Annotated in this window: 24 protein-coding genes; 7 read left to right on the top strand and 17 right to left on the bottom strand. The window is 37.1% G+C overall.

Annotation, left to right across the window (positions count from 1 at the left end):
- Window positions 1–15: 15 nt before the first annotated feature.
- Window positions 16–636: a flavin reductase family protein gene (locus tag IGM04_RS01365; protein WP_086317596.1), complete on the top strand. Its 621-nt coding sequence runs from the start codon at window positions 16–18 to the stop codon at window positions 634–636.
- Between the two features lie 44 nt (window positions 637–680).
- Here IGM04_RS01365 and IGM04_RS01360 read toward each other — a convergent pair whose 3' ends face one another.
- Window positions 681–2,009, bottom strand: coding sequence for an aminopeptidase C (locus IGM04_RS01360; protein ID WP_002358357.1), 1,329 nt, complete (start codon window positions 2,007–2,009; stop codon window positions 681–683).
- Between the two features lie 149 nt (window positions 2,010–2,158).
- Between IGM04_RS01360 and IGM04_RS01355 the strand changes: the two genes are divergently transcribed.
- Window positions 2,159–2,548: a GntR family transcriptional regulator gene (locus tag IGM04_RS01355; protein WP_002358356.1), complete on the top strand. Its 390-nt coding sequence runs from the start codon at window positions 2,159–2,161 to the stop codon at window positions 2,546–2,548.
- On the top strand, window positions 2,548–3,918 hold the full coding sequence (locus tag IGM04_RS01350; RefSeq protein WP_086317595.1) for a PH domain-containing protein: 1,371 nt from the start codon (window positions 2,548–2,550) through the stop codon (window positions 3,916–3,918). The genes IGM04_RS01355 and IGM04_RS01350 overlap by 1 nt, the downstream gene beginning before the upstream one ends.
- A 43-nt stretch (window positions 3,919–3,961) precedes the next feature.
- Here the strand turns inward: IGM04_RS01350 and IGM04_RS01345 are convergent, their stop codons facing one another.
- From IGM04_RS01345 to IGM04_RS01320, 6 genes are all read right to left on the bottom strand, one after another.
- On the bottom strand, window positions 3,962–4,168 hold the full coding sequence (locus tag IGM04_RS01345; RefSeq protein ID WP_002355215.1) for a heavy-metal-associated domain-containing protein: 207 nt from the start codon (window positions 4,166–4,168) through the stop codon (window positions 3,962–3,964).
- Window positions 4,169–4,189: 21 nt separating this feature from the next.
- Window positions 4,190–6,676, bottom strand: a complete 2,487-nt coding sequence (locus IGM04_RS01340) for a heavy metal translocating P-type ATPase (RefSeq protein WP_086317594.1) — start codon at window positions 6,674–6,676, stop codon at window positions 4,190–4,192.
- 15 nt (window positions 6,677–6,691) lie between these two features.
- Window positions 6,692–7,132 (bottom strand): CopY/TcrY family copper transport repressor, encoded by a 441-nt coding sequence (locus IGM04_RS01335; RefSeq protein WP_002355212.1) that lies wholly within the window; start codon window positions 7,130–7,132, stop codon window positions 6,692–6,694.
- Between the two features lie 128 nt (window positions 7,133–7,260).
- The gene (locus tag IGM04_RS01330) at window positions 7,261–8,424 is read right to left on the bottom strand and encodes a cation:proton antiporter (RefSeq protein ID WP_002355211.1); all 1,164 of its coding nucleotides are present in this window, start codon (window positions 8,422–8,424) and stop codon (window positions 7,261–7,263) included.
- 20 nt (window positions 8,425–8,444) lie between these two features.
- Window positions 8,445–9,812, bottom strand: coding sequence for a TrkH family potassium uptake protein (locus IGM04_RS01325; protein ID WP_002379039.1), 1,368 nt, complete (start codon window positions 9,810–9,812; stop codon window positions 8,445–8,447).
- A 131-nt stretch (window positions 9,813–9,943) separates the two neighbouring features.
- The gene (locus IGM04_RS01320) at window positions 9,944–10,534 is read right to left on the bottom strand and encodes a dihydrofolate reductase family protein (protein ID WP_002386047.1); all 591 of its coding nucleotides are present in this window, start codon (window positions 10,532–10,534) and stop codon (window positions 9,944–9,946) included.
- 198 nt (window positions 10,535–10,732) lie between these two features.
- Between IGM04_RS01320 and genR the strand changes: the two genes are divergently transcribed.
- Entirely contained in the window at window positions 10,733–11,494 is a 762-nt protein-coding gene (gene genR / locus IGM04_RS01315; protein ID WP_002355208.1) for a MurR/RpiR family transcriptional regulator, read from the top strand.
- A gap of 159 nt (window positions 11,495–11,653) precedes the next feature.
- On the opposite strand, the gene IGM04_RS01310 is transcribed toward genR, so the two are convergent.
- The 3 genes from IGM04_RS01310 to IGM04_RS01300 are packed head-to-tail and all read right to left on the bottom strand — an operon-like array spanning window position 11,654 to window position 16,111.
- Window positions 11,654–14,011 (bottom strand): AAA family ATPase, encoded by a 2,358-nt coding sequence (locus IGM04_RS01310; RefSeq protein ID WP_002358351.1) that lies wholly within the window; start codon window positions 14,009–14,011, stop codon window positions 11,654–11,656.
- Window positions 14,004–14,711 carry an ABC-three component system middle component 1 gene (locus tag IGM04_RS01305; protein WP_002358350.1) on the bottom strand — a complete coding sequence of 236 codons (708 nt, stop codon included), beginning with the start codon at window positions 14,709–14,711 and terminating at the stop codon, window positions 14,004–14,006. Before IGM04_RS01305 ends, IGM04_RS01310 begins: the two co-directional genes overlap by 8 nt.
- Window positions 14,708–16,111, bottom strand: a complete 1,404-nt coding sequence (locus IGM04_RS01300) for an ABC-three component system protein (RefSeq protein ID WP_002358348.1) — start codon at window positions 16,109–16,111, stop codon at window positions 14,708–14,710. Before IGM04_RS01300 ends, IGM04_RS01305 begins: the two co-directional genes overlap by 4 nt.
- A gap of 720 nt (window positions 16,112–16,831) precedes the next feature.
- Between IGM04_RS01300 and genB the strand changes: the two genes are divergently transcribed.
- Entirely contained in the window at window positions 16,832–18,166 is a 1,335-nt protein-coding gene (gene genB, locus IGM04_RS01295; RefSeq protein WP_086317593.1) for a PTS sugar transporter subunit IIC, read from the top strand.
- 26 nt (window positions 18,167–18,192) lie between these two features.
- Entirely contained in the window at window positions 18,193–19,623 is a 1,431-nt protein-coding gene (gene genA, locus IGM04_RS01290) for a 6-phospho-beta-glucosidase GenA (protein ID WP_086317592.1), read from the top strand.
- A 36-nt stretch (window positions 19,624–19,659) separates the two neighbouring features.
- On the opposite strand, the gene IGM04_RS01285 is transcribed toward genA, so the two are convergent.
- The 4 genes from IGM04_RS01285 to efp all read right to left on the bottom strand — a co-directional run bounded on the left by IGM04_RS01285 (window position 19,660) and on the right by efp (window position 22,683).
- Window positions 19,660–20,796 carry a cystathionine gamma-synthase gene (locus tag IGM04_RS01285; RefSeq protein ID WP_002358342.1) on the bottom strand — a complete coding sequence of 379 codons (1,137 nt, stop codon included), beginning with the start codon at window positions 20,794–20,796 and terminating at the stop codon, window positions 19,660–19,662.
- Window positions 20,797–20,809: 13 nt separating this feature from the next.
- The gene (locus tag IGM04_RS01280; RefSeq protein WP_086317591.1) at window positions 20,810–21,727 is read right to left on the bottom strand and encodes a PLP-dependent cysteine synthase family protein; all 918 of its coding nucleotides are present in this window, start codon (window positions 21,725–21,727) and stop codon (window positions 20,810–20,812) included.
- A gap of 89 nt (window positions 21,728–21,816) precedes the next feature.
- Window positions 21,817–21,954: a hypothetical protein gene (locus tag IGM04_RS01275; RefSeq protein WP_002355203.1), complete on the bottom strand. Its 138-nt coding sequence runs from the start codon at window positions 21,952–21,954 to the stop codon at window positions 21,817–21,819.
- Between the two features lie 168 nt (window positions 21,955–22,122).
- On the bottom strand, window positions 22,123–22,683 hold the full coding sequence (gene efp / locus IGM04_RS01270) for an elongation factor P (protein ID WP_002355202.1): 561 nt from the start codon (window positions 22,681–22,683) through the stop codon (window positions 22,123–22,125).
- 354 nt (window positions 22,684–23,037) lie between these two features.
- Here efp and IGM04_RS01265 point away from each other — a divergent pair, with 354 nt between their 5' ends.
- Entirely contained in the window at window positions 23,038–23,685 is a 648-nt protein-coding gene (locus IGM04_RS01265) for a FusB/FusC family EF-G-binding protein (protein ID WP_002355200.1), read from the top strand.
- A 38-nt stretch (window positions 23,686–23,723) separates the two neighbouring features.
- On the opposite strand, the gene IGM04_RS01260 is transcribed toward IGM04_RS01265, so the two are convergent.
- From IGM04_RS01260 to fabF, 3 genes are all read right to left on the bottom strand, one after another.
- Complete coding sequence (locus IGM04_RS01260; RefSeq protein ID WP_002386045.1) at window positions 23,724–24,692, bottom strand: dihydroorotate oxidase; 969 nt, start codon at window positions 24,690–24,692, stop codon at window positions 23,724–23,726.
- Between the two features lie 144 nt (window positions 24,693–24,836).
- Window positions 24,837–25,271: a 3-hydroxyacyl-ACP dehydratase FabZ gene (gene fabZ / locus IGM04_RS01255; protein ID WP_002355197.1), complete on the bottom strand. Its 435-nt coding sequence runs from the start codon at window positions 25,269–25,271 to the stop codon at window positions 24,837–24,839.
- A 1-nt stretch (window position 25,272) separates the two neighbouring features.
- Window positions 25,273–26,511: a beta-ketoacyl-ACP synthase II gene (fabF, locus tag IGM04_RS01250; RefSeq protein WP_002358339.1), complete on the bottom strand. Its 1,239-nt coding sequence runs from the start codon at window positions 26,509–26,511 to the stop codon at window positions 25,273–25,275.
- Between the last annotated feature and the right edge of the window lie 255 nt (window positions 26,512–26,766).

Here is a 26,766-nt window from a genome sequence, read left to right as displayed (position 1 = left end):
TTCTAGGAGGCTCCTATGATTCATTACAATAGTAACGAGTTATCTGCAAAAACAGCGTATAAATTTTTATCAGGAAGTATTATTCCTCGGCCAATCGCTTGGGTTACGACACAAGATACAGCCACAGGTATCGTCAACGCTGCTCCCTTTAGTTTCTTTAATGCGGCGGCAGCTGAAATTCCTTTAGCAACGTTGTCCATTTTACGACCAGACAAAGAGCCTAAAGATACGGCACGAAATATCTTGGCTACTAAAGAACTTGTCATCCATTTCGTTAACGAAGACGTTCTTACTCAAATGAATCAGACTTCGGCGTCTTTAGCAGCAGAGATCAGTGAAATTGACACATTTGGTATTGAAACCATTGCCAGCCAGACTGTTGCTGTTCCAGCAATCAAAGCCGCGCCGATTCGGATGGAAGCTCGCTTACATCAATATGTACCTATTGCTAACCATGAAGGTCAAATTATTACGGATTTATTCATTGTAGAAATTACCGATTTCTATTTTGATTCAGCCGTTTTTGATGAAGAACATCAGTACATTTTACCTGAAAAACTCCAACCGATTGCTCGTTTAGCAGGCAATGATTATACAACATTGGGCGAAATCCGTGAAGTTCGCCGCCCAACGTAAAAAGAAGGCCCCCGCCATGACGGCGGGGGCCTTCTTTTTCTGTTTTATGCTAATGCTCCCATTGGATCCCAAGGTGCCAAAACAGTTGGCGCTTGTTCCCAAGCTTTTTTCTGTTCATCAGTTAATAAATCTTTGTGCACAACGATTTGATAAGTGTATTCGTCCATCCACGCATCGCTCATAACGAAGAAGCCATTTTCACCGACTTTTTCGCCCCAGCTATTTTCCACTTTCCATTTTGTTGTTTGACCATCAACGATATCAACACCTGTTAAAACCATGGCGTGTGTCATTAAGCTTTCACCAAAGTCTAAACGTTCTGCTTTAGTCATCGTAAAATCAATATCAAAAAGATCGTTCATATCGTAAACGTCTAATGCCATAATTCCTGTGTCACGTGTTGAAGATTGTCCGACATCACAACCAAACCAAACAGATTCGCCTTGTTCCAATTGTGCAGCAGCTAATTTTTTGAAAGCAGCCATTTCTACATTTAAATATTTAACTTCTTTGCCGCCGACAACATTCCCTAACATTTCAACAGTGTATGTTTTGTTGAAGGGTTTATCTTCTGTAGGAGCATTAATAATACTTACATAATCATGTAAATTAACGCCAACGTATTTTTCAAAGAATGTTTGCGGTGTTAGATTTTGATCCAAATGATAATTTTTTTCTTCGTCACGGTATTCAAAATCAAAGGTTTCTGGCGGCGTTCCTAAAGAGATTGCTAAGAAATTATAAATTTCTTGTAACATTGCTTCTTTGTTTTTTTGGACTTCTTCAGCAGAAGCGCCTTTTTCAATTAAACTACGTAAAATTGTTGCATCTTTGCGTAATTTTTTATTTAAATAGTTGTTTAAATCACGTGAATTGGAACTGTTGCTGCTTTCAGGCATTGCCGTTTTAGGCACTACGCCATATTTATCAAAAATTGAAACGATCATATCCCATTGCCCACCATCTTGTTGTGGTGTAGCTAATAAAAAGGCCACTTTACGACTAGTCAACGGTTGATCGGCTGTTGCAATAATATTTTCATAGAAATAGTTTGATTTTTCATATTTATCCCAGAAAAATGTATAGTTTTGTGATAATTCAAAATCTTTTAATTGAAACGCATTTAACATTCTATGTCTAAATGTATTTAATGCCGCAAACATCCAGCAGCGACCGCTTTGTTTTTGATTGGCCACTTTTCCAGTAGCTAAGTCGACTGAAAAGACGGGTACGTTATTCACGGCTCCTTGTACAGATTCACCTGAAGCGCTGATACCATTTTTTACTACACTACGTTGTAAGGCATTTTGTTTATTATTGTTCAAGAAATCTTGATGGAATTTCTCTGTTAATTTTGGTTCAATTGCTGTCATATTTTCATCGTCCTTTCATTTTACGTTCTTCTTCATTATATGCTTCTCTTTAAACAGAAACAACCATTTACTCTAAATTCCTTGCTTTCCAACTCTTTTTGTATTATTATATATAATACAGATAGCACAAATAAGACAGGAGTGATTCGATGCTTTTAGAAATAGATGAACAAAGCGAACAGCCCATCTATCAGCAACTCATTGATCAAATCATTGTAGGCATTGCCAAAGGTGAACTGGTTCCCAATGAAAGTTTGCCTTCTATCCGACAATTGGCGGACGAAATCGGGGTCAATATGATGACTGTTTCAAAAGCTTATAATAAGTTAAAGCAATCAGGTTATATTGTGACTGACCGTCGTAACGGCACCAAAATTGCCGCAAAGTTACCTGCTACCGCTGTTTGGCAACAGCAATTGCATGAGCGTTTAGAACTTCTGTTGGCTGAAAGTTTTTTACATCAGCAATCCGAAGCAGAAATCCAAGCACTTATTCAGAAAATTTATCAAAATTTTGATTCGAAAGGGCGTGCATTATAATGGCGGTATTCTTTTATTTCATCCTAGTTTCTGTCGCTTTTTTTATGGCATTTACTATGGGGATTTATGCAAATCCTCACAAAAATATTATTTTGGAAAATACTTTACCAGAAGATAAACTACAAGATCCCAGCATTCAAGCAATCCGAAAACGTTATAAAAAACGCTTGGTTCAACTAGCAGCCGTTTTTAGTGTTCTTAGTTTACCTTTGTTATTTATTCCTTATGATTCGATTTTGTTGTTTCTTTTTCTGTTACTTTTATTTAGTTTTATTGGCAGTGGCTACTATCTGCAAATCGTTTATATTCGCAAAATGGCCGCTTTAAAAATGCAAAACGGCTGGTTGTTACCTAAGCGTCCTCTCTTAATCGATACGCAATTAGTTTTAAATAAAAACCAGAAACTTATTTCATTTTGGTGGTTTTTACCCGCAATTATTCTTACTTTTGCTGGGGGCTTTTATTCCTTGCAAACGGCGATTGGTTCCTGGATTCTTTTCTTAATTACTGTTTTGATGTTAAGTTTGTTCATTGGCGGTTATTATTTTATTGCGCGCTTACCTGTCAAACCGCTAACTAGTGACTCAAAAATTAATCAGCAAATCAATGATTTATTTCGGCATCATTGGTCTGTTTTAATGGTTTTATCCGCCTTAGTTTTTGCACCGCTAACCATTTTACCAACTTTCACAATTGTAATTGATTATACGGTTGCGATGGCCCTTACTTTTTGTTATTTTATTCTTTTGTTTGTTTATGTAGGCTTTCTCTTCTACTACCTATTTTCAATGCGCAAAAAACAAGATCAATTCGTTTTACAGGCTGGCGATTATCGCTATGGGGATGATGATCAATATTGGCGGTATGGGATTTATATCAATCCAAAGGACCCCAAAATCATGGTTCCTGATCGCATTGGTATGAATTTATCTATTAACCTAGGACGGCCTGCTGGGAAAATTATTCTAGCCGCTACTGGGATTTTAACGATTGCGGTGCTGTTCTTTGCCACAGTACCAATGTTTATAAATGATTTTTCTAGTCATGCCTTTCAAGCAACTATTGAAAAGAACCAAATTGAATTATCTGCCCCATTAGCAAAAACAAGGTCAATTCCTTTTAACCAAATCACTGCTGTTTCTTTGATTGATGACTTACCTCAAGAACGCATCCGCACAATGGGTGCTGCGACAGATAGTTACTTAACAGGAGAATTTAAAGTCGCTGGAAAACCTGCTTATTTACTAATTTATACAAAAAGTCATCCGATTCTGAAAATAGAAACGCGGGAAAAAGTTTATTATTATACTGCGCGTGATGGTCAAGAAACGACTAAGATTTATCAGGAAATCAAAGCAAAACTTCCATAACAAAAAAACAGGGCCTACTCATGATGGTAGGCCCTGTTTTTTGTTATTCGCTGACAACCTTGAATTTTGTATCTGCCAACGTGGTATTCAGTTCATCCTGGCTTACTTCACGATCTGCTGTCACAACGGCTGTTTGATCTGCCAAGTGAACCGCAACATTCGTTACGCCGTCAATTCCACTAAATTTTTCAGTGACCGCTTGAACACAGCCATCACATTTCATCCCATCAATTTTTACTGTTTTTTCCATTTCACTTCATCCTTTTCAATTTTATTTTTGACTTCCACTAGTTCTTTTCACCGTCGAAGGTTTAAATCCTTTCAATCGTAAGGCGTTTAGTAAGACAGAGACTGAACTAAAACTCATAGCTGCTGCTGCAATCATCGGACTTAACAAAGGTCCACCAAATAAGTGTAACACACCCATAGCCACTGGAATACCTAATGTATTATAGGCAAATGCCCAGAAAAGATTTTCTTTGATGTTTTTGATGGTCGCTTTACTTAATTCAACTGCTGTAGGCACATCCATTAAATCACTACGCATTAGCACAATGTCGGCCGATTCCATTGCAACATCTGTGCCTGAACCAATAGCAATCCCCACATCTGCTTGGGCAAGTGCTGGTGCATCATTAATACCGTCACCCACCATCGCAACTTTTTTGCCTTCTGCTTGTAGTTTTTTCACTTCTAACGCTTTATCTTCTGGTAAAACTTCACTTAAGACACGATCGATACCTACTTGTTTCGCAATCGCCTCTGCAGTACGCTTGTTGTCTCCCGTAATCATCACGGCTTCGATCCCCATTTTATGCAAACGTGCAATGGCTGTTTGACTGCTATCTTTCACAGTATCTGCTACCGCAATGATACCCGCAAACGAACCATCTTTTGCCACAAACATTGGGGTTTTCCCTTCTTCTGCCAAACGATCCGCTTGTTGAACAAACGTTGATAGCTCAATGGCTTCTTCTTTCATTAATTTTATATTGCCCAAAAGTAGGACTCGTTCGTTGACTGTCACACGGATGCCGTAACCTGGAATCGCTGAAAAATCGCTTCCTTCTACTAATGGCAATTGACGTTCTTTAGCCGCTCCCACAATTGCTTCACCTAGGGGGTGTTCTGATCCTTGTTCTGCAGAAGCTGCTAATGTTAGTAACTCAGCTTCTGAAAGTGCTGAATCAGCAACTAAAATATCTGTAACCACCGGTTTGCCTTCTGTAATAGTCCCTGTTTTATCAAACACGATTGTTTGAATTTTGTGAGTGGTTTCTAAAGCATCCCCACTTTTAATTAAAACGCCATTTTCAGCACCCTTACCTGTCCCCACCATAATCGCAGTCGGCGTTGCCAAGCCGAGCGCACAAGGACAAGCAATCACTAACACAGAAATGGTAATTGTCAAAGCGAAAATCCATGACTCTTGTCCTAAAAAGAACCAAGCCAAGCCAGAAAGAACAGCCAAACCAATGACGATTGGGACAAAAACACCCGAAATTTTATCAGCTAATTGTGCAATCGGCGCTTTTGAGCCTTGCGCATCTTCCACTAATTGAATGATTTGGGCAAGGGCCGTCTCTTTTCCCACTTTTGTCGCCTTGAATTGAAAGCTGCCATTTTTATTGATGCTAGCACCAATTACTGCATCACCGACTTTCTTTTCAACAGGCAAACTTTCGCCCGTTAACATGGCTTCATCCACAGAACTACTGCCTGAAACAATCACTCCATCAACAGGGATTTTATCTCCTGGGCGAACAATCACAATGTCATCCAACTGAACAGCATCAACTGGCACTTCAATTTCTGCACCATCACGTAAAATATGAGCAGTTTTCGGCGCTAAACCCATTAATTTTTTTATCGCATCTGAGGTTTTCCCTTTTGAAACAGCTTCGAAATATTTTCCTAATGTAATTAAGGTTAAAATAACACCCGCTGATTCATAATAAAGAGCCATTGTAAAACTTGTATCTCCTAAGAATATCATGACTGTGCCATATAAACTATACACAAAAGCGGCACTGGTTCCTAAAGCTACCAAAGAAAACATATTCGGATGCCCTTTAAATAACGCTTTAAAACCAACTGTGAAAAATTCTCTGCCGACATATAGAACGGGTAACGTCAAAATCAATTGAACCATTGCAAAGGTCGTCGCATGTGTCATTGGATTCAAAAAATCCGGCAATGGTAAGCCTACCATGTGTCCCATCGCAATATAAAGAAGTGGTACTGTAAACACAGCTGAGATCCAAAAACGTTGCCACATCTCAGCAATATGTTTTTGTTTCTTTTCACGATCTTGGTCCGCTGTTGCACCGGCAGCGACTTCTTCTGTCGCCTGATAACCTGCATCCGTAACTGCTTTGATAATTTCAGCACTCGTTACTTGATGGTCGTCATAACTAACCACCAGTTTTTCCGTGGCTAAATTAACAATCGCTTGTTGAACACCAGATAATTGGTTCACAGCTTTTTCAATCGTTTGGGCACAGGAAGCACAACTCATTCCTTCAATCGTAAACGTTCGTTGCTTGGCTGGGCTAATCGCCTTGTAGCCAGCATCTGACACAGCTTCCTTAATTTCTTCTTCTGTGACTTCCGTCTGATCATACGTGACACTTAATTTTTCCGTAGCTAAATTGACACTTGCCTTTGCCATCCCAGGTAACTTCGCCGTAGCCTTTTCAATCGTTTGGGCACAGGAAGCACAGCTCATCCCTTCAATATCAAACGTTTTACTTTCCATTTTTTTCACTCCTTTTTAAATTAAATGACATTGGCATTGACCAGGAATACAGTTGCAAGGGACGGATTCAACCGCCGTCTTGCGCTTCTCTTTCAAGAGTTCCTCTAATCGATCCAAATCGTCATAACTCAACTGACTCTCTGTTAAAATTGTTTCCACCACGGAACCAACTTTACGGCTGCACACTTTGGCTAAAAGTTCATCTGCCACCGTTTCAACGCTCCGACGTTCTTCTACTAGCGGATAATAAATATATTTATTGCCTACTTTCTCCGTTCCAACTAACCCTTTATCTGTTAAACGACTTAGTAACGTCTTGACGGTCGTTGATTTCCATTCTTTTTTCTCATTTAAAAGTGTATGCACTTCACGACTCGTGGTCTTGCCTTGGGTCCAAATAACCCGCATGACTTCCCACTCTGCATCAGTAATTGTCGCTAATTTATCTTTTGCCATACTCGTTAAATTCCTCCTTCATCAATAAAAAAAGAGTTCAAGGTTGTCGACTACAAATGTAGTCGTTTATCTTGAACTCATCATATAGCTATTTTATTTTTTTGTCAACAACTTCTGCTCATCTTTTTTTATTGCAACGCAGATTCTTGTTTTTTAACAAAGTATTTCAATAAGAAAGGTGCAACTAAGGTCGTTAAGATAATTACCACAATCATGCTCGTATAATACGCTTCTGAAAGTAATTTAGATTGGTAACCAATTTGCGCAATGATTAATGCCATTTCCCCACGCGAAACCATCCCAGCACCGACCATTAAAGAACTTGTATTGGAGAAACCAACCATTTTCGCTCCCCAGGCACCGCCCAGTAATTTCGTTAAAATCGCCATAATCGTCATTACCAAAATAAAAGGTAAATCTTTTCCTAACGTGTTAAATGTCACTGATAAGCCAATGCTGGCAAAGAAGACGGGAATAAACACGGCATAGCCAATAGCTTCAATATTGAAATCAATTTCTGTTTTTGCATCCGTTTGTCCCACAGCAATCCCTGCAAAAAAGGCACCTACGACAGAACTTAAACCAACTAAATCAGCCAAATAAGCCATGCCCAAACAGATAATCAATGACATGATAATAACAGACGACCCAATGTTCATTTTTTGACTTAAACGTAGTAAATAGGGAGCGATAAAGCGGACCAAAAAGAAAATCCCAATAAAGAATAAGCCTTGTTCAATTAACTTAACAATAAAGCTGACTTCTGTATTGCCGCCTGTACTTGCACCAATCATGCCGACAGCGACACTTAAAATAATCACGACCACGATATCGTCAACGACGGAAGCCCCAAGAATCGTTGCACCTTCTTTACTACTTAAAACATTCAACTCTCTTAATACTTCTACTGAAATGCTGACCGACGTTGCTGCTAAAACTAACCCAAGGAAAAAAGCTTCTTTCCAAGAAAAAGCAAACAGCTGACCAATCAACATAGTAAAACCAACCGGTAAAACGATGCCCAAAATAGCGACCATGACACTAGGTTTCGCATATTTTTTCAATAATTCCAATTCACATTCCATTCCAGCAATAAACATCAGCATAATGACACCAATTTCTGAAAAGTCATGCACAAACACATCTTGATGCACAATATTTAACATCGCTGGACCTAACACAATCCCTACTAGCAATTGCCCAATTACTGCAGGAATTCCTACTCTTTTACAAGCAACACCTGCTAAAGTCGTTGTAATTAAAATCAAACATAAAATACCTAAAAATTCCATTCTATTTCCCTCTTTCTCTATTAACCAATCATCACTGATTCTTTTGGATATTGAACTTTCGACTGACTTTCCAAGCCTTTCTTAATTAATGACAATAACACCGTGTACACACCCACACGACCGACGAACATTAGAAAAATAATCACCAGTTTACCAAAAACAGTTAAATCTGGTGTTAACCCCATTGTTAAACCGACCGTTCCAAATGCAGAAATCACTTCAAAAACGATATACTCAATCCCGTTTTTTAAAGGTAATGTTTCTGTAAACGAGAGAATAACCGAAGCAGTTACACATAAAAAAGTTGCCAAGAAGAACAAAGTAAACGCTTGGAGCACTACTCGCTCAGGAATTGTGCGTTCATGGAATTCCACTCGCTGTTTCCCTTTAAAAATTGCACGAAATTGTAAAAATAGCACACCAAACGTAGTGGTTTTCAAGCCGCCAGCGGTTGATCCTGAAGTGCCACCAATAAACATCCACAAAATCGTGACAATCAGGCCTGGATTACTCATTTTCAAATAATCAACCGAATAAAAGCCAGCCGTTCTTGGTGTAACCGACAAGAACCAACTGTTGACAAGACGCTGCCAAAAAGACATGTCAGCTGGAAAATGGCGATATTCTGAAATGTAAAAAATAACGGTCCCTAAGACTAAAAAGGTGGCGGTCACCGTTAAAGCAAGGCGTGTATGAATACTAACACGGTGCTTAATTTTATTTTTATAGCCTTTAATCATTGCAAAAATATCGCGCCACACAATAAATCCTAAACCGCCAGCTATAATTAAAAAGCTAATGACTAGTAAAAGATAAGGCGAATTTTGATAAGGAACCATACTATCCCCTAGCAAATCAAAGCCAGCATTACAAAATGCCGAAACGGCATGGAAGAGACTAAAAAACAACCCTTTTTTCCACCCAAATGTTGGCACAAATTGAAAGGACAACAAGAAGGCTCCAAGTAATTGAATAATGGCCGCAAACTTCATAATATATTTCATTAAACGAAAAACTCCGGAAACTTCACTAACATTTAACGCTTCTTGATACAACATCCGTACACTTAGTGACGCTTTTTTCCGCAGCAAACTAAAGAAAATCGTGGCAACGGTTAAAAAGCCTAAGCCTCCTAATTCAATCAAAATCATAATAATAACTTGCCCGATAGGACTCCAATGTTCCGCCGTATTCAAAGGCGAAAGCCCTGTAACACAGACGGCGGAAGTTGCCACGAAAAAAGCATCAATCCATTGCGTTTTTTGTCCAGCTTGTGCAGAAAAAGGCATCATTAATAAGATCGTGCCTACAACAATTAATAGAAAAAAGCCTAAGACAATTGTTTGAACAGGTGAAATATACAACCTTCTTTTGATCTGATGTTTCATTTTTTTCTCCTCTACCATTTCTTTGTCAATCAAAAACAACACAAACGGCTAGACAACTGTTGCTTTGTTCCTCTCGCCCTATGAGAAACTCAAAACCTTGAAAGCAACTTGCCCAACCGAATAATTATTTTTTAATTTTTGTTTTCACGTTGATAAATCGAATAAACCAACTCATTTTTTTGATAAACCTGTTTTAAACGAACTGGGATTGATTGAGCCATTGTCTCGTATAGAGCAATGCCCTCACCCAGAAACAGTGGTATTGTCGTCAAAATGAAGGTATCAATTAAATCAGCTGCCAAAAGCGGTTGAACCACTTTTGGGCCTCCAACAATCCAAATTCCCGCGCCGTCTTCTTCTTTGAGACGACGAATTAATGTGACTGGATCTTCCTTGGTAAAAGTTCTTGAAGCAGTTGATGGTTCTGGATGAGAGGTAATGATATAAGAATGCTTGTCTTCATAAAAATACACATCTGGGGACAATTCTTGTGTCACTTGATCATAAGTAGTCCGCCCCATTACCACAGTGTCTATTTTTTCATACATTTCATCGTAACTACGATCTTCTTCATCGCCACGAATATTCTCTTCTAACCAAGCAACACCGCCCGCTTTGTCCGCAATGAAACCATCAATACTCGCTGCAATAAATAAAATTACTTCCCGTGCCACATCAACGCCTCCTTTTCTCTTCTTATCTATTTTAGCTTGTTTTCTCAAAAAACTCTAGGGGTGCGCATTGTTATTTTTAAAAGAAAAAAGAGAAAAACTAGGATAATTGGGCTACTTTTTGTAAAATAGGAAATAAGAAACTTTTTATTGAGTTATTTTACATTTTTTTCAAGAAAAATAAGAATTGGTTTATTTGATTTACACAAAAAAATAACATATTCAGTTTTTATATAAAGGAGGATTACTTTGTTTGATTTAGAGAAGGTTCAGACCTTGAATGAATTAGAAATGCTCGTTTACCATTATGTATTGGAACACCTGCACCAAATCCCTCAACAGACCATTCGCCAACTGGCTACTTCCTGTCATGTCTCCACCTCAACGATTCTACGATTTTGTAACAAAATGGGCTATGCTGGTTTTTCTGAATTAAAATATGCAGTGAAAGAAGAAGCCAAACAAACACAAACGTTTGAAAATTTTTATGATGCCACGGTTCACGTCGATGCTTTTTTGAAAAAATTAAACCAAGAAACCTATTACGAAATGCTTCGTCCAGCAATTCAAATGATTGTTCAAGCACGTCACGTTGCCTTTACTGGCATTGGTACTAGCGGAATTTTAGGTAGTTATGGCAGTCGTTATTTTGCCAACTTAAATATCAATTCTTACAGTATTGCTGACCCCTTTACGCCTATCCCCAAGCGCGGATTTGAAAATACATTAGCCTTGATTCTGTCTGTATCTGGGGAAACCAATGAAATGATTAAACAAATGACCGATTTTAAAACAGCTGGCGCCAAAGTGCTAAGCATTACCAACAATCAACATTCAACTATTGCCCGCTTGGCTGACTACAACATCTCCTATTATATGCCCGACGAACGTTCTCCATTTGCAGATAAATCAGTCAATACAACCACTCAAATCCCTGTCATTGCTTTAATTGAACTCCTAGCTCATCAAGCAAGTCAACTTTTAAAGGAACTAGATGAAACACCTTTCTAGTTGTTTTTCACAAAAGGGGTCGGGACAGAAGCGTTAACTTTCTTAAAGACAAATAAAAAATATTAATTAGATGGACTCACCCATATCTAAAGAGAACCCACAATCACTAAGATTGTGGGCTCTCGCTCTAATGTCATAAGTAAAGTTGACACATTCTCTCTATTCTATATCATTTAATTCATTCTTTACATTGATTCTCTTTGTGCTCAAATTATATTTTGAAAACTTATAACGAATGTATTTAGAAATCTCTTCTTCATGAGTAGATAAAATTATTTGTTTATGCCTAAAATCATTTCTTAGCAGCTCTACAAACGATGCAATATTTATTTCATCCATAGTTTGAACAGGGTCATCTATTAATAGAACACTTAATGCTTTCTGCTCGTATACTTTATTCAATGCTAGCGTGAAAGCTATCACTAATCCAGAAAGCTGACCAGATGATAAATAATTAATTACATCATGATCATTTTCCAAACCAGACACAAACATGATACTTTTTTCATAATTATCTTTTTCACGTATGAATAACCCACATCCTAATTGATAGTTTTGGATAATTTTTCCACTGTATATATAGAACGGAATCTCAATATCTCTAATAATTTTTCTCCAATGACTAGCAATCTTATTTTCGTAAATACCAATAATCTTGCTTATTTTTTTTTCAGATATAATCAACTTTCTTTCTTGTTCTTCATCTTTCTTTAAACCTTCGCTTAATTCTTTTACTTTTTTTGATCCACTACTGTAAAAGAGAAGATTAATATATTCTGCTTTCTTTCGAATATTTTCTAGCTCAACACTTCTTAACTCCGCCTCATTAGAATTAAAAATATTCTCAAACATAAACTTTTTGTTTCCATGTTCTTTGTAGTTAGTACTAATAGTTTTCTTTTTCGACAATATATATTGGGTCAATTCTTGAAATTGAGTTTCACTGTTAGTAATTTCAATGTTGTCAATATTTAGAAACTTATCGAGCTGTAAATTATTCTTTTTACACCATTTAATAAATTCCAATATCTGAGCTTTCATTTTTACTGCTGATGTTAATGAATCATAAAATCCTTCAGATACGATATTCTTACTCTCAGAAAAATAATTTTCAATTTCTTGTTTGATACTTACAATATATTTTAAATTTATATTGTCTAGTTTCTGTTCGTATAGCTTACCTTCTTTATCAGTCAACTCCTCAAATTTATTTTCTTTTTCTCGAATTGACTCTAATAAATCACTATATGAATCAAACGGCTCACCGCACAAAGGGCAATCGGTATCTTCTGATCGCTTAATCTTATCAAAACTCTTCAATAAATCTTCTCTAGTGTTCTTAAATTCCTGGACTGTTTTTGAAAAATTACTCATTTTTGATTTTGTTAACTTTAAATCCTCTATATAACTTTGTATCTCTGGAATGTTTAGAGATAAGTGTAAAATTTTATCTATATCCTTAAAAGTGGATATATTTATATTTTTTTCAATTTCTGATTTTGAGAATGCCTTTTCTAAACGTTTTAATGATCTTTCTTTTATTTTTAAAGCAGTATATTCATCATATTTTTCAAGAAAATTAGAGTAATTGATTGTATTTAGAAGTAGCTCGTTTTTTTTGAGGTAATCATCTATTTGATTATTGAATTGAGTACCAAGAAAATCTTCAACATCCTTTCTTAATTTATATATTGATCTGAGCTCATTCAGATACTTCTCTCTTGTTGTTATGTCGACAGTTATATTTTCTCTATCCCATTCTAACACTGGAGTTCTATCCAAAAGTTTGAAATACGATGTATTTCCATTGTCGTCTCTCTTGATTTTACCTAACTCATTCGCTAAATCCTCTAAACGAGGTCTAGTGATTTTAATCTGTTCGCTAACAGCTCTTTTTTTATTAGATATCCTTTTTTTTGCATTTTTGATGTTTGATAACTCTCTCTCTTCTTCTTTAGTATCAAACAATGAAGATATAGCTTCCATACGTTCTCTTCCATTTTTTTTCAAAAATAGCGTATTTTCCTCTTGTTGTACATAATAAAATAAAGTGAAAAATCTTTCTAAATCAGGAATATCCAAGATGTTTTCTACTTCTTTAGCAGGGATTTGCTGCTCATCTTCGAAAATAGACATAAATTCTGGTAATAGATAAGTTTGAAAAACATTCCAATTATCAGGTTTCTTATCACTTTGAGTAAATCGCCTTTCTGAGTCTATCCTTTTAGCTATTACAATTCTATTTTCATTATTTTCAAATTCTATTCGTACTTCTGTATCGATCTCACTCTTATTTGAGAATAAGTTATATTCATATCCCAGCCTACGGTCGATAGTATTTGTTATTCGACTGATTTTTCCAGTCATTACTAGCTCTATTGCATCAAAAATAGTAGTTTTCCCGAATCCATTTGGACCATCAAGAACAATCAAGTCATTGTTATTAAAGTTGATTTCAGCTTCATTAACATGTTTAAAATTCTTCAAATATATTTTATTAATTCTTAGTTTATTCATAGTCAACATTCTCCAAGTCAATACTTTCAACTATTTTGTCAATAAATTCTTCATCCTCTAACTCGAAGTATTGCAAAATTTTATCTCTACTTTCCATGAGATTATCCTTTTCCAAACATAGCCCAATTGTTTTAGACAGGTCAACTAAATCACTTTGTTTGTGATTCAAACTAATAAAAGGAATTTTAGTCATTAACTTTGTACAAATCTCATATAATTTCGCATCATCAGTATCCGTCCCTAGCTTATACTGATTAAATTTTTCTACATCATTAATAATATTATTGATTGTAATGTTGATATTTTCTCCGTTCAGAATATATTTTTTTGTTTTTTCAAAATCCTCATTATAGCTAAGTAAATATTTTTTAAAAAAATAAGGATCTTCTTCAATTTCAAAAATTTTTTTATACTTAGACAAACTTTCAATATGATTATTCTTTAGACAAATTAACATGGATAAATTCTTATCTATCCTCTCATCGTAACCTCTCTCAATTGTCTTAATGATATTAAAATATTCTGAAACTTGTTTTGTTATAAAGTCTTCCGTAATTTCATTCATATACACAATTAAATAGAAATTCGTTGCTGTTTTAGAATAATTTCCCCAAAAAGATATCTCATCGCTAAAAGGGTTGGGTATTGGTATGTTTTCAAAACCATTATTAGAAAAAATTTTATCAATGACTTCGTTCACTCTAATTCCTCCTTAGCTTCATCAAGCTTAATTAAACCAATTTTTTTCATTATTGTAATCCGATTATGATATTCTTCATTTTGTCCTGTGTTATTACTATTGTCCGGCTCAGGAATATTTTTATATATTCTATTTTCGTCTATAGAGCTTATTGTAATATTCTTAGTGATTATTTTTTCTACTTCTCTTAACAAATCTGGATTATCGTTATTATGTATCCTTTTTATCAGTAAATCATTTCTAATGGGAGAATCATCATCAAGAATAGTAGAAGGTAAATACACAACATTTTTATAATCACTCATCCTTTTGTGGAAAACCCATTTTTTTCTATGAACTTTCTCTTGTATCTGTTTTATTATCTCAAAAAAACAATTCTCCAATCCTTGCTTAGGAAGACAGCTAGTCAAAAATTTCATCGCATTATTTGCGTCTTCATCGGTTACTTCGTTGTCAGGTGAAATTTTTAAACAAAATTCGTAGAATTCATTGTCATCTAAGGCGTATACTTCATCAAGTGTCATCTTAAACAAATCATAATTATGTCTAGATATATATCCCATATTGTATTCGTTTTCAAGAACTTCGACTACATACTGTGAAGCCATTCGTTGAAACTCATCCTTCATGTAATATATTGTATATTTTCTACTGGGCAGATCATGATTCTGTTCAACAACTTTTTTGATGTCAACAAATTTTATAGTAACCTTCTCTTTCTCTATCCCTTCTTGAATATCCTTATGTCGTTCTTTGATATTCGAATCCACTAGACCCAGTAGGCAAAGATACGCCCTATCAATTCGTTCTGCACTAGCATTATTCCCTGTAAAGGCTAGAATCTTCTCTTTTATTTTTGTCTCAATATCATCAAATGAGCAAAAGCGCATTTCATTATCTTGATCTCCATAATTATACAGTTCAAGCTTTTCAACAAGACTATCATATTGTCCCGAATCAACGACTGCTTTATAACTTTCATATGGTGATTTAATTCTAGGATTTTTTACAGGATTAACAGGTTCTTTGATACCATGTTTTTCTAAGAAATCTTCTGGTATATTCAAGCCATTCGTGGTATGCAAATAAGCTTTCTCAAGAGTGGTGAACTCTAATATTTTCAATAATAGACTCCATATGGCCTCCTTGTAACTAGACATTGCTGATGTGTTGTAAGTTTTGACTTGATGAATAGTAATATATTCACTGTTCTTTTTAATTGAAAAATCCTCAAGCCACTCTAATTCTAAAAAATACTCATTTAAGTCTTCATTTGTGTCGTTAAGTACTTCGATTTTATTTAAAGCCATAAATAAAGCTACTTTTCCCTGATAGTTGTACCCATTCCAACTAAAACTAGCATCAGTAGAATACAAAGTAACATCAATTTCCTCCGCCATGAAAGTTCCTCCTCTTTATTCTTTATCATTGAATTATTAAAACTAATTTCCTAGTTATCTTATCCTTCTAGTGTTCAATTAAAACCAGTGCTGTATTTTATAATAAGCAAAGTGTTTTTTCATCTTTAATCTTATCATGGATTTTGAATTCTAAAAAGAACAATCGATACACAGCAATAAATAATCTTCCTTTTCGCCATAGATGATGAAAAGGAAGATTTCATTTTTTACGAAATAGATTAGTCGACACAATGCCCTAAGCGTGTAGTTCGTAAATGTAAACAATATCTCACTTACTACAGGTGTGGAAATGCGAGTAAACGGCGAGACCTCTTAATAAGGCATACTAACGAATCCATTCTAGACGCCGAATGGATTACTGTCAAAAACACCCATGAACCTATTATTTCAGAAGAATTGTTTTAGAAAGCTCAATTTATTCGCAAAAAAAGCCATCGGGTTAAAAAGAGCAAATGAAAATTAACATCTTTTCTGGCTTCTTAACATGTGTAGCGAGTTATTGACAATGATCAAGTCAATAACTCGCTACACGACAAAGCAGAACGTAAATAAAAAGGCAACTTATTATGTTTTTGTTTTTTTTCTTGGTACATGTTTCTCATTCAAGCAAAAGTCTATTTTTTCTTCAAATAAGCTTATATAGTAAATATGTAAACGGATACATTTGCATTTATATTATTCTTCAAAGGAGAGATTTTTATGAACGAATGGATTAACGAGAAATTATTACCTCCAGTACTAAAATTCGTCAATACCAAAGCAATTACTGCCTTACGGAACGGGATGCTTTACACGATGCCTTTTACCATTGTTGGTTCCGTGTTTCTTCTATTAGCGAATTTCCCAGTTATAGCTATTTCTGAATGGGTTAACGCAAGTGGCCTGGCTGTTTATTTCAATCAAGCATATGGTGCATCTTTTGCGATTATGTCTTTATTTGCGGTCATCGGTATTGCCTACTCGTATGTAAAAAGCGAGGGATTTGAAGGACTCCCAGCGGGCATGATTGCCATGGTGGTTTTCATTTTGTTTATGTCATCTGAAGTCAAAGATGCGGTTTCTGGCGCAGTAGTTGGCAATGTCATCAACAAAGATTGGACAGCTGGCAAAGGGATGATTACAGCTATTATTGTTGGTTTGTTAGTCGGTGTTGTATATAGTTGGTTTTTACGTCATGATATTCGTATCAAATTACCAGAAGCTGTACCAGAAAATGTGGCCAATTCCTTTACTGCGTTAATTCCTGCCAGCGTCATTGTAACTGGTGCAATGCTAATTTTCATTCTTCTAGATAAAGTCTTCAATACGACATTCTTTGACTTTATTTACGAAGTGCTACAATCACCACTTCAAGGAGTCACAGATTCACTAGGTGGCGCATTACTATTAGGTTTTGTCATTCCGCTCTTTTGGTTTTTCGGTGTTCACGGGTCAACAATCGTTGGCGGCATCATGGGCCCTATTTTACAAGCAAACTCTTTAGAAAACACCGAAATTTTAAAATCTGGAAAAGACTTAACACTGGCTAATGGCGGCCATATTGTTACACAACAATTTTTAGATCAATTTTTAACGGTCACTGGTGCGGGCATGACAATCGGGTTAGTCGTGTTCATGGTTTTCTTTGCCAAATCAGCTCAGTTTAAGCAATTAGGTCGGCTTTCAATTGGGCCAGCTGTTTTCAATATTAACGAGCCAATTGTCTTTGCTACACCTATCGTGATGAACCCAATCATGGCTGTGCCATTCATTATCACACCGATTGTTTCTTCTGTTGTGACATATTTTGCCTTGTACACAGGACTGGTTCCTCTCTTTACGGCGGTACAAGTTCCCTGGACTACTCCTCCAATCATTTCTGGACTTTTAGTTGGTGGTTGGCAAGCAGCGTTGCTTCAAGTAGTGGTACTGACGATGAGTTTCTTTATCTATTTACCGTTTGCTAAAAAAATGGATGCACTTAACTACGCAGAAGAAACCAATCAACCGATTACTGAAGAAACCCTTGAAAAAGTCGAAGCACAAAACGTATAAAAATTTGAACAAAGGACTGAAACGATATGTCAATTTTGAAAAATGATTTTCTTTGGGGCGGCGCTGTCGCTGCTCATCAATTAGAAGGAGGCTGGGACCAAGGCGGTAAAGGGGTGAGCGTGGCGGATGTAATGACTGCCGGTGCACATGGCGTCCCTCGTAAAATTACCGCAGGCGTTTTGCCAGATGAACACTATCCTAACCATAAAGCGATTGATTTTTACCATCGCTATCAAGAAGATATTCAACTATTCAAAGAACTTGGTTTAAATTGTTTCCGAACCTCTATTGCTTGGACACGAATTTTTCCTAACGGAGATGAAGAAACGCCCAATGAAGAAGGTCTTCGTTTTTATGATGCACTTTTTGACGAGTGTTTGAAAAATGGTATTGAGCCAGTTGTGACACTGTCTCACTTTGAAATGCCTTATCATTTAGTCACAAAATATGGCGGCTTTCGCAATCGCCAGGTCATTGATTTTTTTGTCAAATTTGCTGAAGTCTGTTTCACTCGTTACCAGAAAAAAGTCAAATATTGGATGACCTTTAACGAAATTAACAACCAAGCCAATTATGAAGAAGATTTTGCACCTTTTACTAACTCTGGTATTGCTTACCAGGAAGGAGAAGACCGCGAAGCAATTATGTATCAGGCTGCTCATTATGAACTAGTCGCTAGCGCACGTGCAGTGAAAATTGGCCACGCTATCAATCCCGACTTCCAAATTGGCTGTATGATTGCGATGGTGCCTATTTATCCTTATTCTTGTAATCCTGAGGATATGATGATGAGTGTTAGCGCAATGCAAAAACGTTATTGGTTTACCGATGTTCATGTCCGCGGTCATTATCCAAGTGCAATTCAATGCTATTTGAAACGAAAAAACATTTCATTAGATGTCACAGAAGAAGATTTAACTGATTTAGCTAATGGCTGTGTTGATTATATTGGCTTTAGCTATTACATGTCATTTGCTGTGAAAGGTGCAGAAAAGGCCCCTACTTTTGACTACAATGAAGCAAAAGACTTGGTGCGAAATCCTTATGTAGCAACATCTGATTGGGGCTGGCAAATCGATCCTATGGGCTTACGCTATGCAATGAATTGGTTCAATGATCGGTATGAATTACCACTTTTTATTGTCGAAAATGGCTTTGGTGCTATTGATGAGCTAGAATCAGACGGAACGATTAACGACACTTACCGAATCGCTTATTTACGTGAACATATTGAGATGATGAAAGAAGCCGTTGCGTATGACGGCATTGATTTGATGGGCTACACACCTTGGGGATTCATCGATTTAGTGAGCGCTAGTACAGGCGAAATGAAGAAACGGTATGGCTTCATTTATGTAGATAAAGACAACGATGGTCACGGAACGTTGGAGCGGCGAAAGAAAAAATCGTTTGCTTGGTATCAACAAGTGATTGCTACGAATGGGGAAGAATTATAAACAAAAGGCCTTCGTCTAAAGACGAGGGCCTTTTGTTTATGCTTGTAATCCCTTTTCTAAATCAGCCAATAAATCTTCGACTGCTTCAATTCCTACAGATAAACGAATGAGTCCATCTTTAATTCCCACAGCTTCACGATTTTCTTTGGGAATAGATGCGTGAGTCATAATGGCAGGTACTTCAATTAAACTTTCTACGCCACCTAAACTTTCCGCTAAAGTAAAAATTTCCAACGCTTCTACGAAAGGAACGACTTGCTCATCCTTGGCTAATTCAAAAGAAATCATGCCACTAAATCCCGACATCTGTTTTTGCGCAATTTCGTGACCAGGATGACTCGCTAGTCCTGGATAATACACCGTTGCTACCGCTGGATGCGCTTCTAAAAATTCTGCGATTTTTTGAGCATTTTGGGCATGCGCTGCCATCCGGACACCTAATGTTTTTAAACTACGTTGGACCAGCCAACTATCATGTGGTCCTAGAACAGCACCAATCGCATTTTGTAAAAAGGCAATCTTTTCTGCGCTTTCTGGATGATTCGTTACGACTAAACCAGAGACTACATCACTATGGCCCCCTAAATATTTTGTCCCGCTGTGAACGACAATATCAGCACCTAACGCTAACGGCCGTTGAAAATAAGGCGTCGCAAATGTATTATCGACAATAGTTAACAACTGATGTTTTTTAGCAAGCTTAGCCGCCGCTTCAATATCTGTAATTTTTAACAGTGGATTACTTGGTGTTTCCAAAAACAAGGCTTTTGTATTTGGCTGAATTGCGGCTTCAATTGTTGATAAGTCGCTGGCGTTTACAATCGTGTAGCTTAACCCATTTGCTACAAATACTTTATCCAATAAACGGAAACTCCCCCCATAGACATCGTCACCTAATAAAATATGATCTTCGGGTCCAAACATAGAAATGATTGCATGAATACCAGCTAAGCCTGAGCTGAACGCAAAGCCATGGCTCCCACCTTCTAACTCAGCGATTAAGGTTTCTAACGCGTGACGTGTGGGATTACCTGAACGAGAATATTCATATTCTTTTGGCTGGCCCACGCCGTTTTGTTCAAAGGTTGACGTTTGATAAATAGGAACACTCACTGCACCTGTTGTTGTATCTTTACTAATGCCGCCATGAATTAATTTGGTATTGAATTTCATAAAAGTTTTCCTCCTAAGAATAAATATTTTTTGATAAATAACGGTCACTACCGTCAGGAAAAATAGTTACAATTGTGCTACCTGCTGGTAAGCGGCGCGCCTCTCTTAATGCCGCCGCAAACGCTGCGCCGCTGGAGCTTCCCACCAGCAAAGCGCTTTTCTTGGCTAATTGTTTGACCCAGAAAAAACCATCCTCGTCTGAAATGGTATAAAAGCCGTCCACAGGAATCTGTTTAAGAAAAGGCGGCACGAACTCCACGCCAATACCTTCGATTTCATGTCCGTGTGCAGGTCCGCCATTTAAAATTGAACCTTCTGGCTCCACACCCCATAATTGCGTCTTACTATTTTGTTCTTTGAGATATCTGCCAACACCTGCAAACGTTCCACCACTGCCTAAACCTGCGACAAAGCTAGTAATCTTCCCGCCTAGGTCTTGAACAATTTCAGGTCCTAATCCTTCGTAGTAAGCAGCAGGATTATCCGGATTTTCAAATTGTAACGGCACGTAACTATTAGGAATTTCCTTGGCTAAGTCTTTGGCACTAGTTATCGCTCCGACAATCCCTTGCTCTGTTGGCGAAGGGACAATTTTAGCACCTAACGCTTGCATCAGCTGTTGTTTTTCCTGACTAAATTTTCCTGGCACAACAAAGATTGTCTTGAGGCCCAGTTGACTGGCAGCTAATGCCAGGCCAATCCCTGTATTCCCCGCTGTCGGTTCAATAATTGTTGTGGCTTGATTTATCTTTCCCGTTTTCATTGCTTCTTTGAGAAGATGCACACCAAGCCGATCTTTGACGCTGCCACCTGGATTCAAATATTCTAGTTTCGCATAAATTTTAGTGCCTTCTGGCATAGGATATTGTTCACTTGTAAATTCAAATAATGGTGTTGCTCCGATTGTGTCTAAAATTGACTGAACAATCATAGCGAATTCCTCCTTCTAATACATGTACATAAAACAAAAAGGTGCTGATCGCATCAGCACCTTTTTTGTTTATTTCTGGTTGTCTAGATTCAGAGAGGAATCGTGTTAGGCAATTTTTCAGAAATAACGGAGGTTTTCCCCATCACAAAAGAGTATGCTGCACTATTTTGCACCATACAACAACAGCTTTCCGTTTCTAAAAAAGGGCTAGCTTGTTTTTTCGTCATGGTTGATTTCCTCCTTCGTCATGTGTTGACCAAACTATACCATTTCCCATTTTCTAGTGTCAACGATTCTAACGATTGCTATTTCCTATCACACCAATGGTTTTCTTATAGGCAAAAGAATTAATAGACCAAAAAAAACAGAAGGCTAGCCTTCTGTTTTTCTGCTACTTATTTAGCACGTTTTAAATACGTACCTTCCGCAGTATTGATTTCTAATAATTCGTCTGCTTCAACAAAATCTGGAACGTTAACAACTAATCCTGTTTCCATTGTAGCGGGTTTACCAGAACCAGTTACTGTTGCGCCTTTGATTGAAGGTTGTGTTTCAGCAACACGTAAGATTACCGTTGTTGGTAAAGTTAAACCAATGACTTCTTCACCATAAAATTGAATTTTTACTTCCATATTTTCTAGTAAATATTTTAATTCTTCTTCAATTAAAGCAGTTGGTACTTCATATTGTTCATATGTTTCTAAATCCATGAAAATAGCCATATCATCTTGGCTGTATAAATATTGAACCGGTTTTGTATCGATGTGCGCTTTTTTCACTTTTTCATCTGGGCGCATTGTTGTATCTGTTGTAGAACCCGTACGAACATCTTTTAATTTCATACGCATAACCGTGTTACCTTTACCTGGTTTGTGGTGGCTAGCTTCCATTACTTTAATTAATTTGCCGTCTTGCTCAAAAGTCATACCGGCTTTTAAATCGCTTGCTGCAATCATTGTAATTTCTCCTTTTCTCTGGTTAATTCTTCATTATTGTAGCAAATAACCTAGGATTAATCTAGGAAATCACGTATCTTTTTTAGAAGTTTATCACTCCCCAGACATTGAATTGGGAAATAAAACGAGTTTAACTTGCCTTTTTTCTTGAATTGCGTTAGAATTACCAAGCTTTCATCAATTATTTTCACTTTTTACATAGAAAAAATCAATCATTAAAGGGGGTGATGATATGATACGTCAAACGCTATCTTTATCAAAAACACATGAGGTTGTCTGTCACTAAACATACGTTGGTGAGACAAATTGCCTTTCAGCGTATGTACTCGGTCTATTTGAAAGGAATTTAAAATCATGAACCCAACTATTCAACCTTACCAATTTAACATAATTAAAGAACAAGTCGCTGTGTTACTAAATACCTATACGTCTGTTAACGATGCTACGACTGTCAAAACTGTCCAGGCCTTATGTGCCGAAAAAATCAATGGGTTATTTCCAGAAGAACACCCTGCTGTTACGATTTTGTTGGACAAAGTGATGGATCGTCGTTTAACACGCGCGCGTGCTGAAAAATATTTAGACGAATTAAAAGAAACCGTGCTGCCCTTTAAGGAACCTTCAACACCACAAGTCACGAAAGTCTTTCGCAAAGTGAAAAAGTTAAAGATTCCTGAGTGGGAAAACATGGATTTACGGAACAATACCTATGTCGGTTGGAACGACGCTGGGACTCAGAAAAAATTTATCTTAGCTTATCGAGAAAATAAATTAATCGGCGTCCACGGCACCCTTTCACCCACCATTGTTAAAGGTGTTTGCTCCATCTGTCAAACAATCACGAATGTGTCTATGTTCCTAGCTACCACCAAATCAGGCGGCGACGGAACCTACACGAAAAAAGGCAATTACATTTGCCATGATAGCGACACCTGTAACCAACAATTAACACAACCTGAATATTTGGAAGCCTTTATGGAAAATGTTAAGGCTGTGAAATAACAAAAAACCGTCAAGAAAATTTCTTGACGTTTTTTTTGTTACATCTCTTTCAATTTCCCACGAAATTCTTCAATACTTTCATAACCTTTTGCTGCCATGATTTCTTGTAATTCTTTGGCTAGACGCTCAAAAACTTGTGGACCTTCTTGATGCAATTGTGTGCCAACTTGTACTAATGTCGCACCGCATAAAAGATGCTCAAAAACATCTTTTCCACATGTAATACCGCCGGTTCCAATAATTTTGATTTCTGGTTTCAAACGTTGCGCAAACGCACGAACATTGGCTAACGCTGTTGGTTTGACATATTCGCCGCCCAGCCCACCGAAACCTCCTTTTGGTTTAATGACCACTTCTTCCTTGTCACTGTCAATATATAAACCATTACCGATGCTATTAATACTATTCACGTATACTAAAGGGAATTTATTTAAAATTTCAGCCATTGCGTCAAAATGCGCAATATCAAAAAATGGGGGTAATTTTACACCTAATGGTTTAGTAAAAAATTGGAAAACTTCTGTTAAAAGCTTTTCTGTTAATTCAAAATCATAAGCAATTTGCGGTTTACCAGGCAAATTGGGACAAGACAAATTAAATTCTGTCACTCCTGTGTATTCACTTTCTTGCACTTTTTTTAAAATAGCGATATTTTCCTCATAATTCATACCAGATACAGATAAAAAGCGTAACTCCTCAGGAAATTCCTTTTGACGTGCAATCTGATAATCTAAATAATAATCAATCCCTAAATTAGGCAAGCCCATTGAGTTAATACTTCCTAATGGTGTATCAAAATACCGTGGTTCCTCATTGCCCTGACGAGGATTAGGTGTTGCCGTCTTAGCGACAAAAGCACCTGCTTGAGAAGCCGCTAACTCGTCCATTTCCTTAATTGTCATACAATGAATACCTGATGCGTTCATTAACACATTCGCCAATTTATGTCCCGAAAACTCTACTGAAATATCCAAAAGAAAAACCCTCCTGTAAATTGTTTTACTCATAAGCTTACCACCTTCACATAAGCTTTTTATGATTATAACATGTTTTTTTGCGTTAGTGTTATTTATATAAATTTAAAAAGGAATAAGCCATTGTGACTTATTCCTTTTCTTAGGGAAACTAACGTATCCAAAATTGATTGATTCTTATCGTCCCACAATAAACGTCAATTCACATTCGCAGACCTTTTTATCTTCCACGTAAGCAGTCGCTTTGCCGATGCCGACAAAGTCACGTAATTTGACGATTTCAAAATGTAATTTCAAGACATCACCAGGGACCACTTTTTGACGGAATTTGGCTTTGTTGATACCGCCAATATAGGCTGTTTCACCTTCAAATTGATCCATTTTTAAGATTAAAATCGAACCTACTTGTGCCAATGCTTCAATAATCAAAACGCCTGGCATTGTTGGATTTCCAGGGAAATGTCCTTGGAAAAATTCTTCGTTAATTGTTACATTTTTTGTTGCAATAATCTTTTCATTTGGAATAATTTCATCCACATAATCAATATAACAAATCGGATAGCGATTAGGAATCATTTCCATAATTTCTGTTGCAGTCATTACTTTTTTCATACTAGTTTTCCTCCCATTTCTTCAAGCAAATTACACCATTATGGCCACCAAAGCCAAACGAATTACTAATTGTATAGTCCGCTGTAATGTCACGTGCACCTTCTGTGACATAATCTAAATCACAATCTGGATCAGCAACTTGGTAGCCTACTGTCGGATGAGCTTTTCCTTCTTGCAATGTTTGTACACAAGCAATCGCTTCGATACCGCCAGCCGCGCCCAATAAATGTCCAGTCATACTCTTTGTACTTGAAATTGGAATTTGCGATGCTCGCTCACCAAAGACACGTTTGATGGCCGTTGTTTCCGCAGCGTCATTCGCTGGGGTTGACGTACCATGAGCATTGATATACCCAATTTGTTCTGGCGTAATCCCTGCTTCCGCAATCGCCATTTCCATCGCAGCCGCCGCGCCACTACCGTCTTTTAAAGGAGCGGTCATGTGGCTAGCATCACAGTTGCTGCCATATCCAACAATTTCGCCGTAGATAGTTGCGCCACGTTTCTGTGCATGCTCGAGTTCTTCTAAAACCAGCATTCCTGCGCCTTCACCCATCACAAAACCTTTTCGTTCTTTATCAAAAGGAATCGAAGCCCGAGTCGCATCTTCTGTTGTATTTAAAGCATTCAATGCTGCAAAGCCTGCAATCCCAATTTCACATACTGTGGCTTCTGTCCCACCAGTTACCATCATGTCCGCTAAACCATATTTAATCGTGCGAAAAGCTTCACCAATCGCATTCGTCGCAGAAGCACAAGCAGTCACGATAGTTTGAGAAGGTCCTTTTGCACCTAAACGAATCGAAATATTTCCCGCTGCCATATTAGCAATTACCATGGGCACGAAAAATGGTGTTACGCGTTTTGCGCCTTTTTTATCCATTACCCGTACTTGGTCTTGTAAGGTAGTCATCCCGCCAATCCCACTACCGACAATCACACCTAAACGAGTCGGGTCAATCGTTGCTTCTGTTAAACCACTCATTTCCCACGCTTCTAAAGCAGCGACCAAGCCATATTGAGAAAATAAGTCCATTCTTTTTTGCTCTTTGCGTTCTAAAACAGCACTTGGGTCAAACTCTTTCACTTCACCAGCCAAAGCCACCCCAGTATCTTCAGAATCAAATTTAGTAATTTTGCCAATTCCTAGCTTGCCATCCACTAGATTATGCCAAAATTCTTTTACGGTATTGCCTAATGGTGTTACGGCACCCATGCCGGTTATGACCACTCTTTTCATACTGTACCTCCGAGTTTATTTTGATTATCAAACTATTATTTCATGCGGTTTCCAGCACTTTTTCTCAAAAAATAAGAAAAATAGTTTGACTTTCAAAGTATTTTGGTTAATAATTCAGACATCAGGAAAAATGTCTGTTTTTTTCAAGATTAGAAAATTGAGAAGATTTTGTTATCATTCTCACACAGATAATACCAGTTGAAATTTTATTCGTCAACTCAATAAATGTAACTTTTACATTTTGATGAAGAAAAG

Origin of the sequence: Enterococcus sp. DIV2385, assembly GCF_051711925.1 — a bacterium.
GTDB classification, from domain to species: domain Bacteria; phylum Bacillota; class Bacilli; order Lactobacillales; family Enterococcaceae; genus Enterococcus; species Enterococcus faecalis.
Note: the sequence above shows the minus strand (reverse complement) of the source record. Positions and strands in the feature narration are given on the sequence as shown.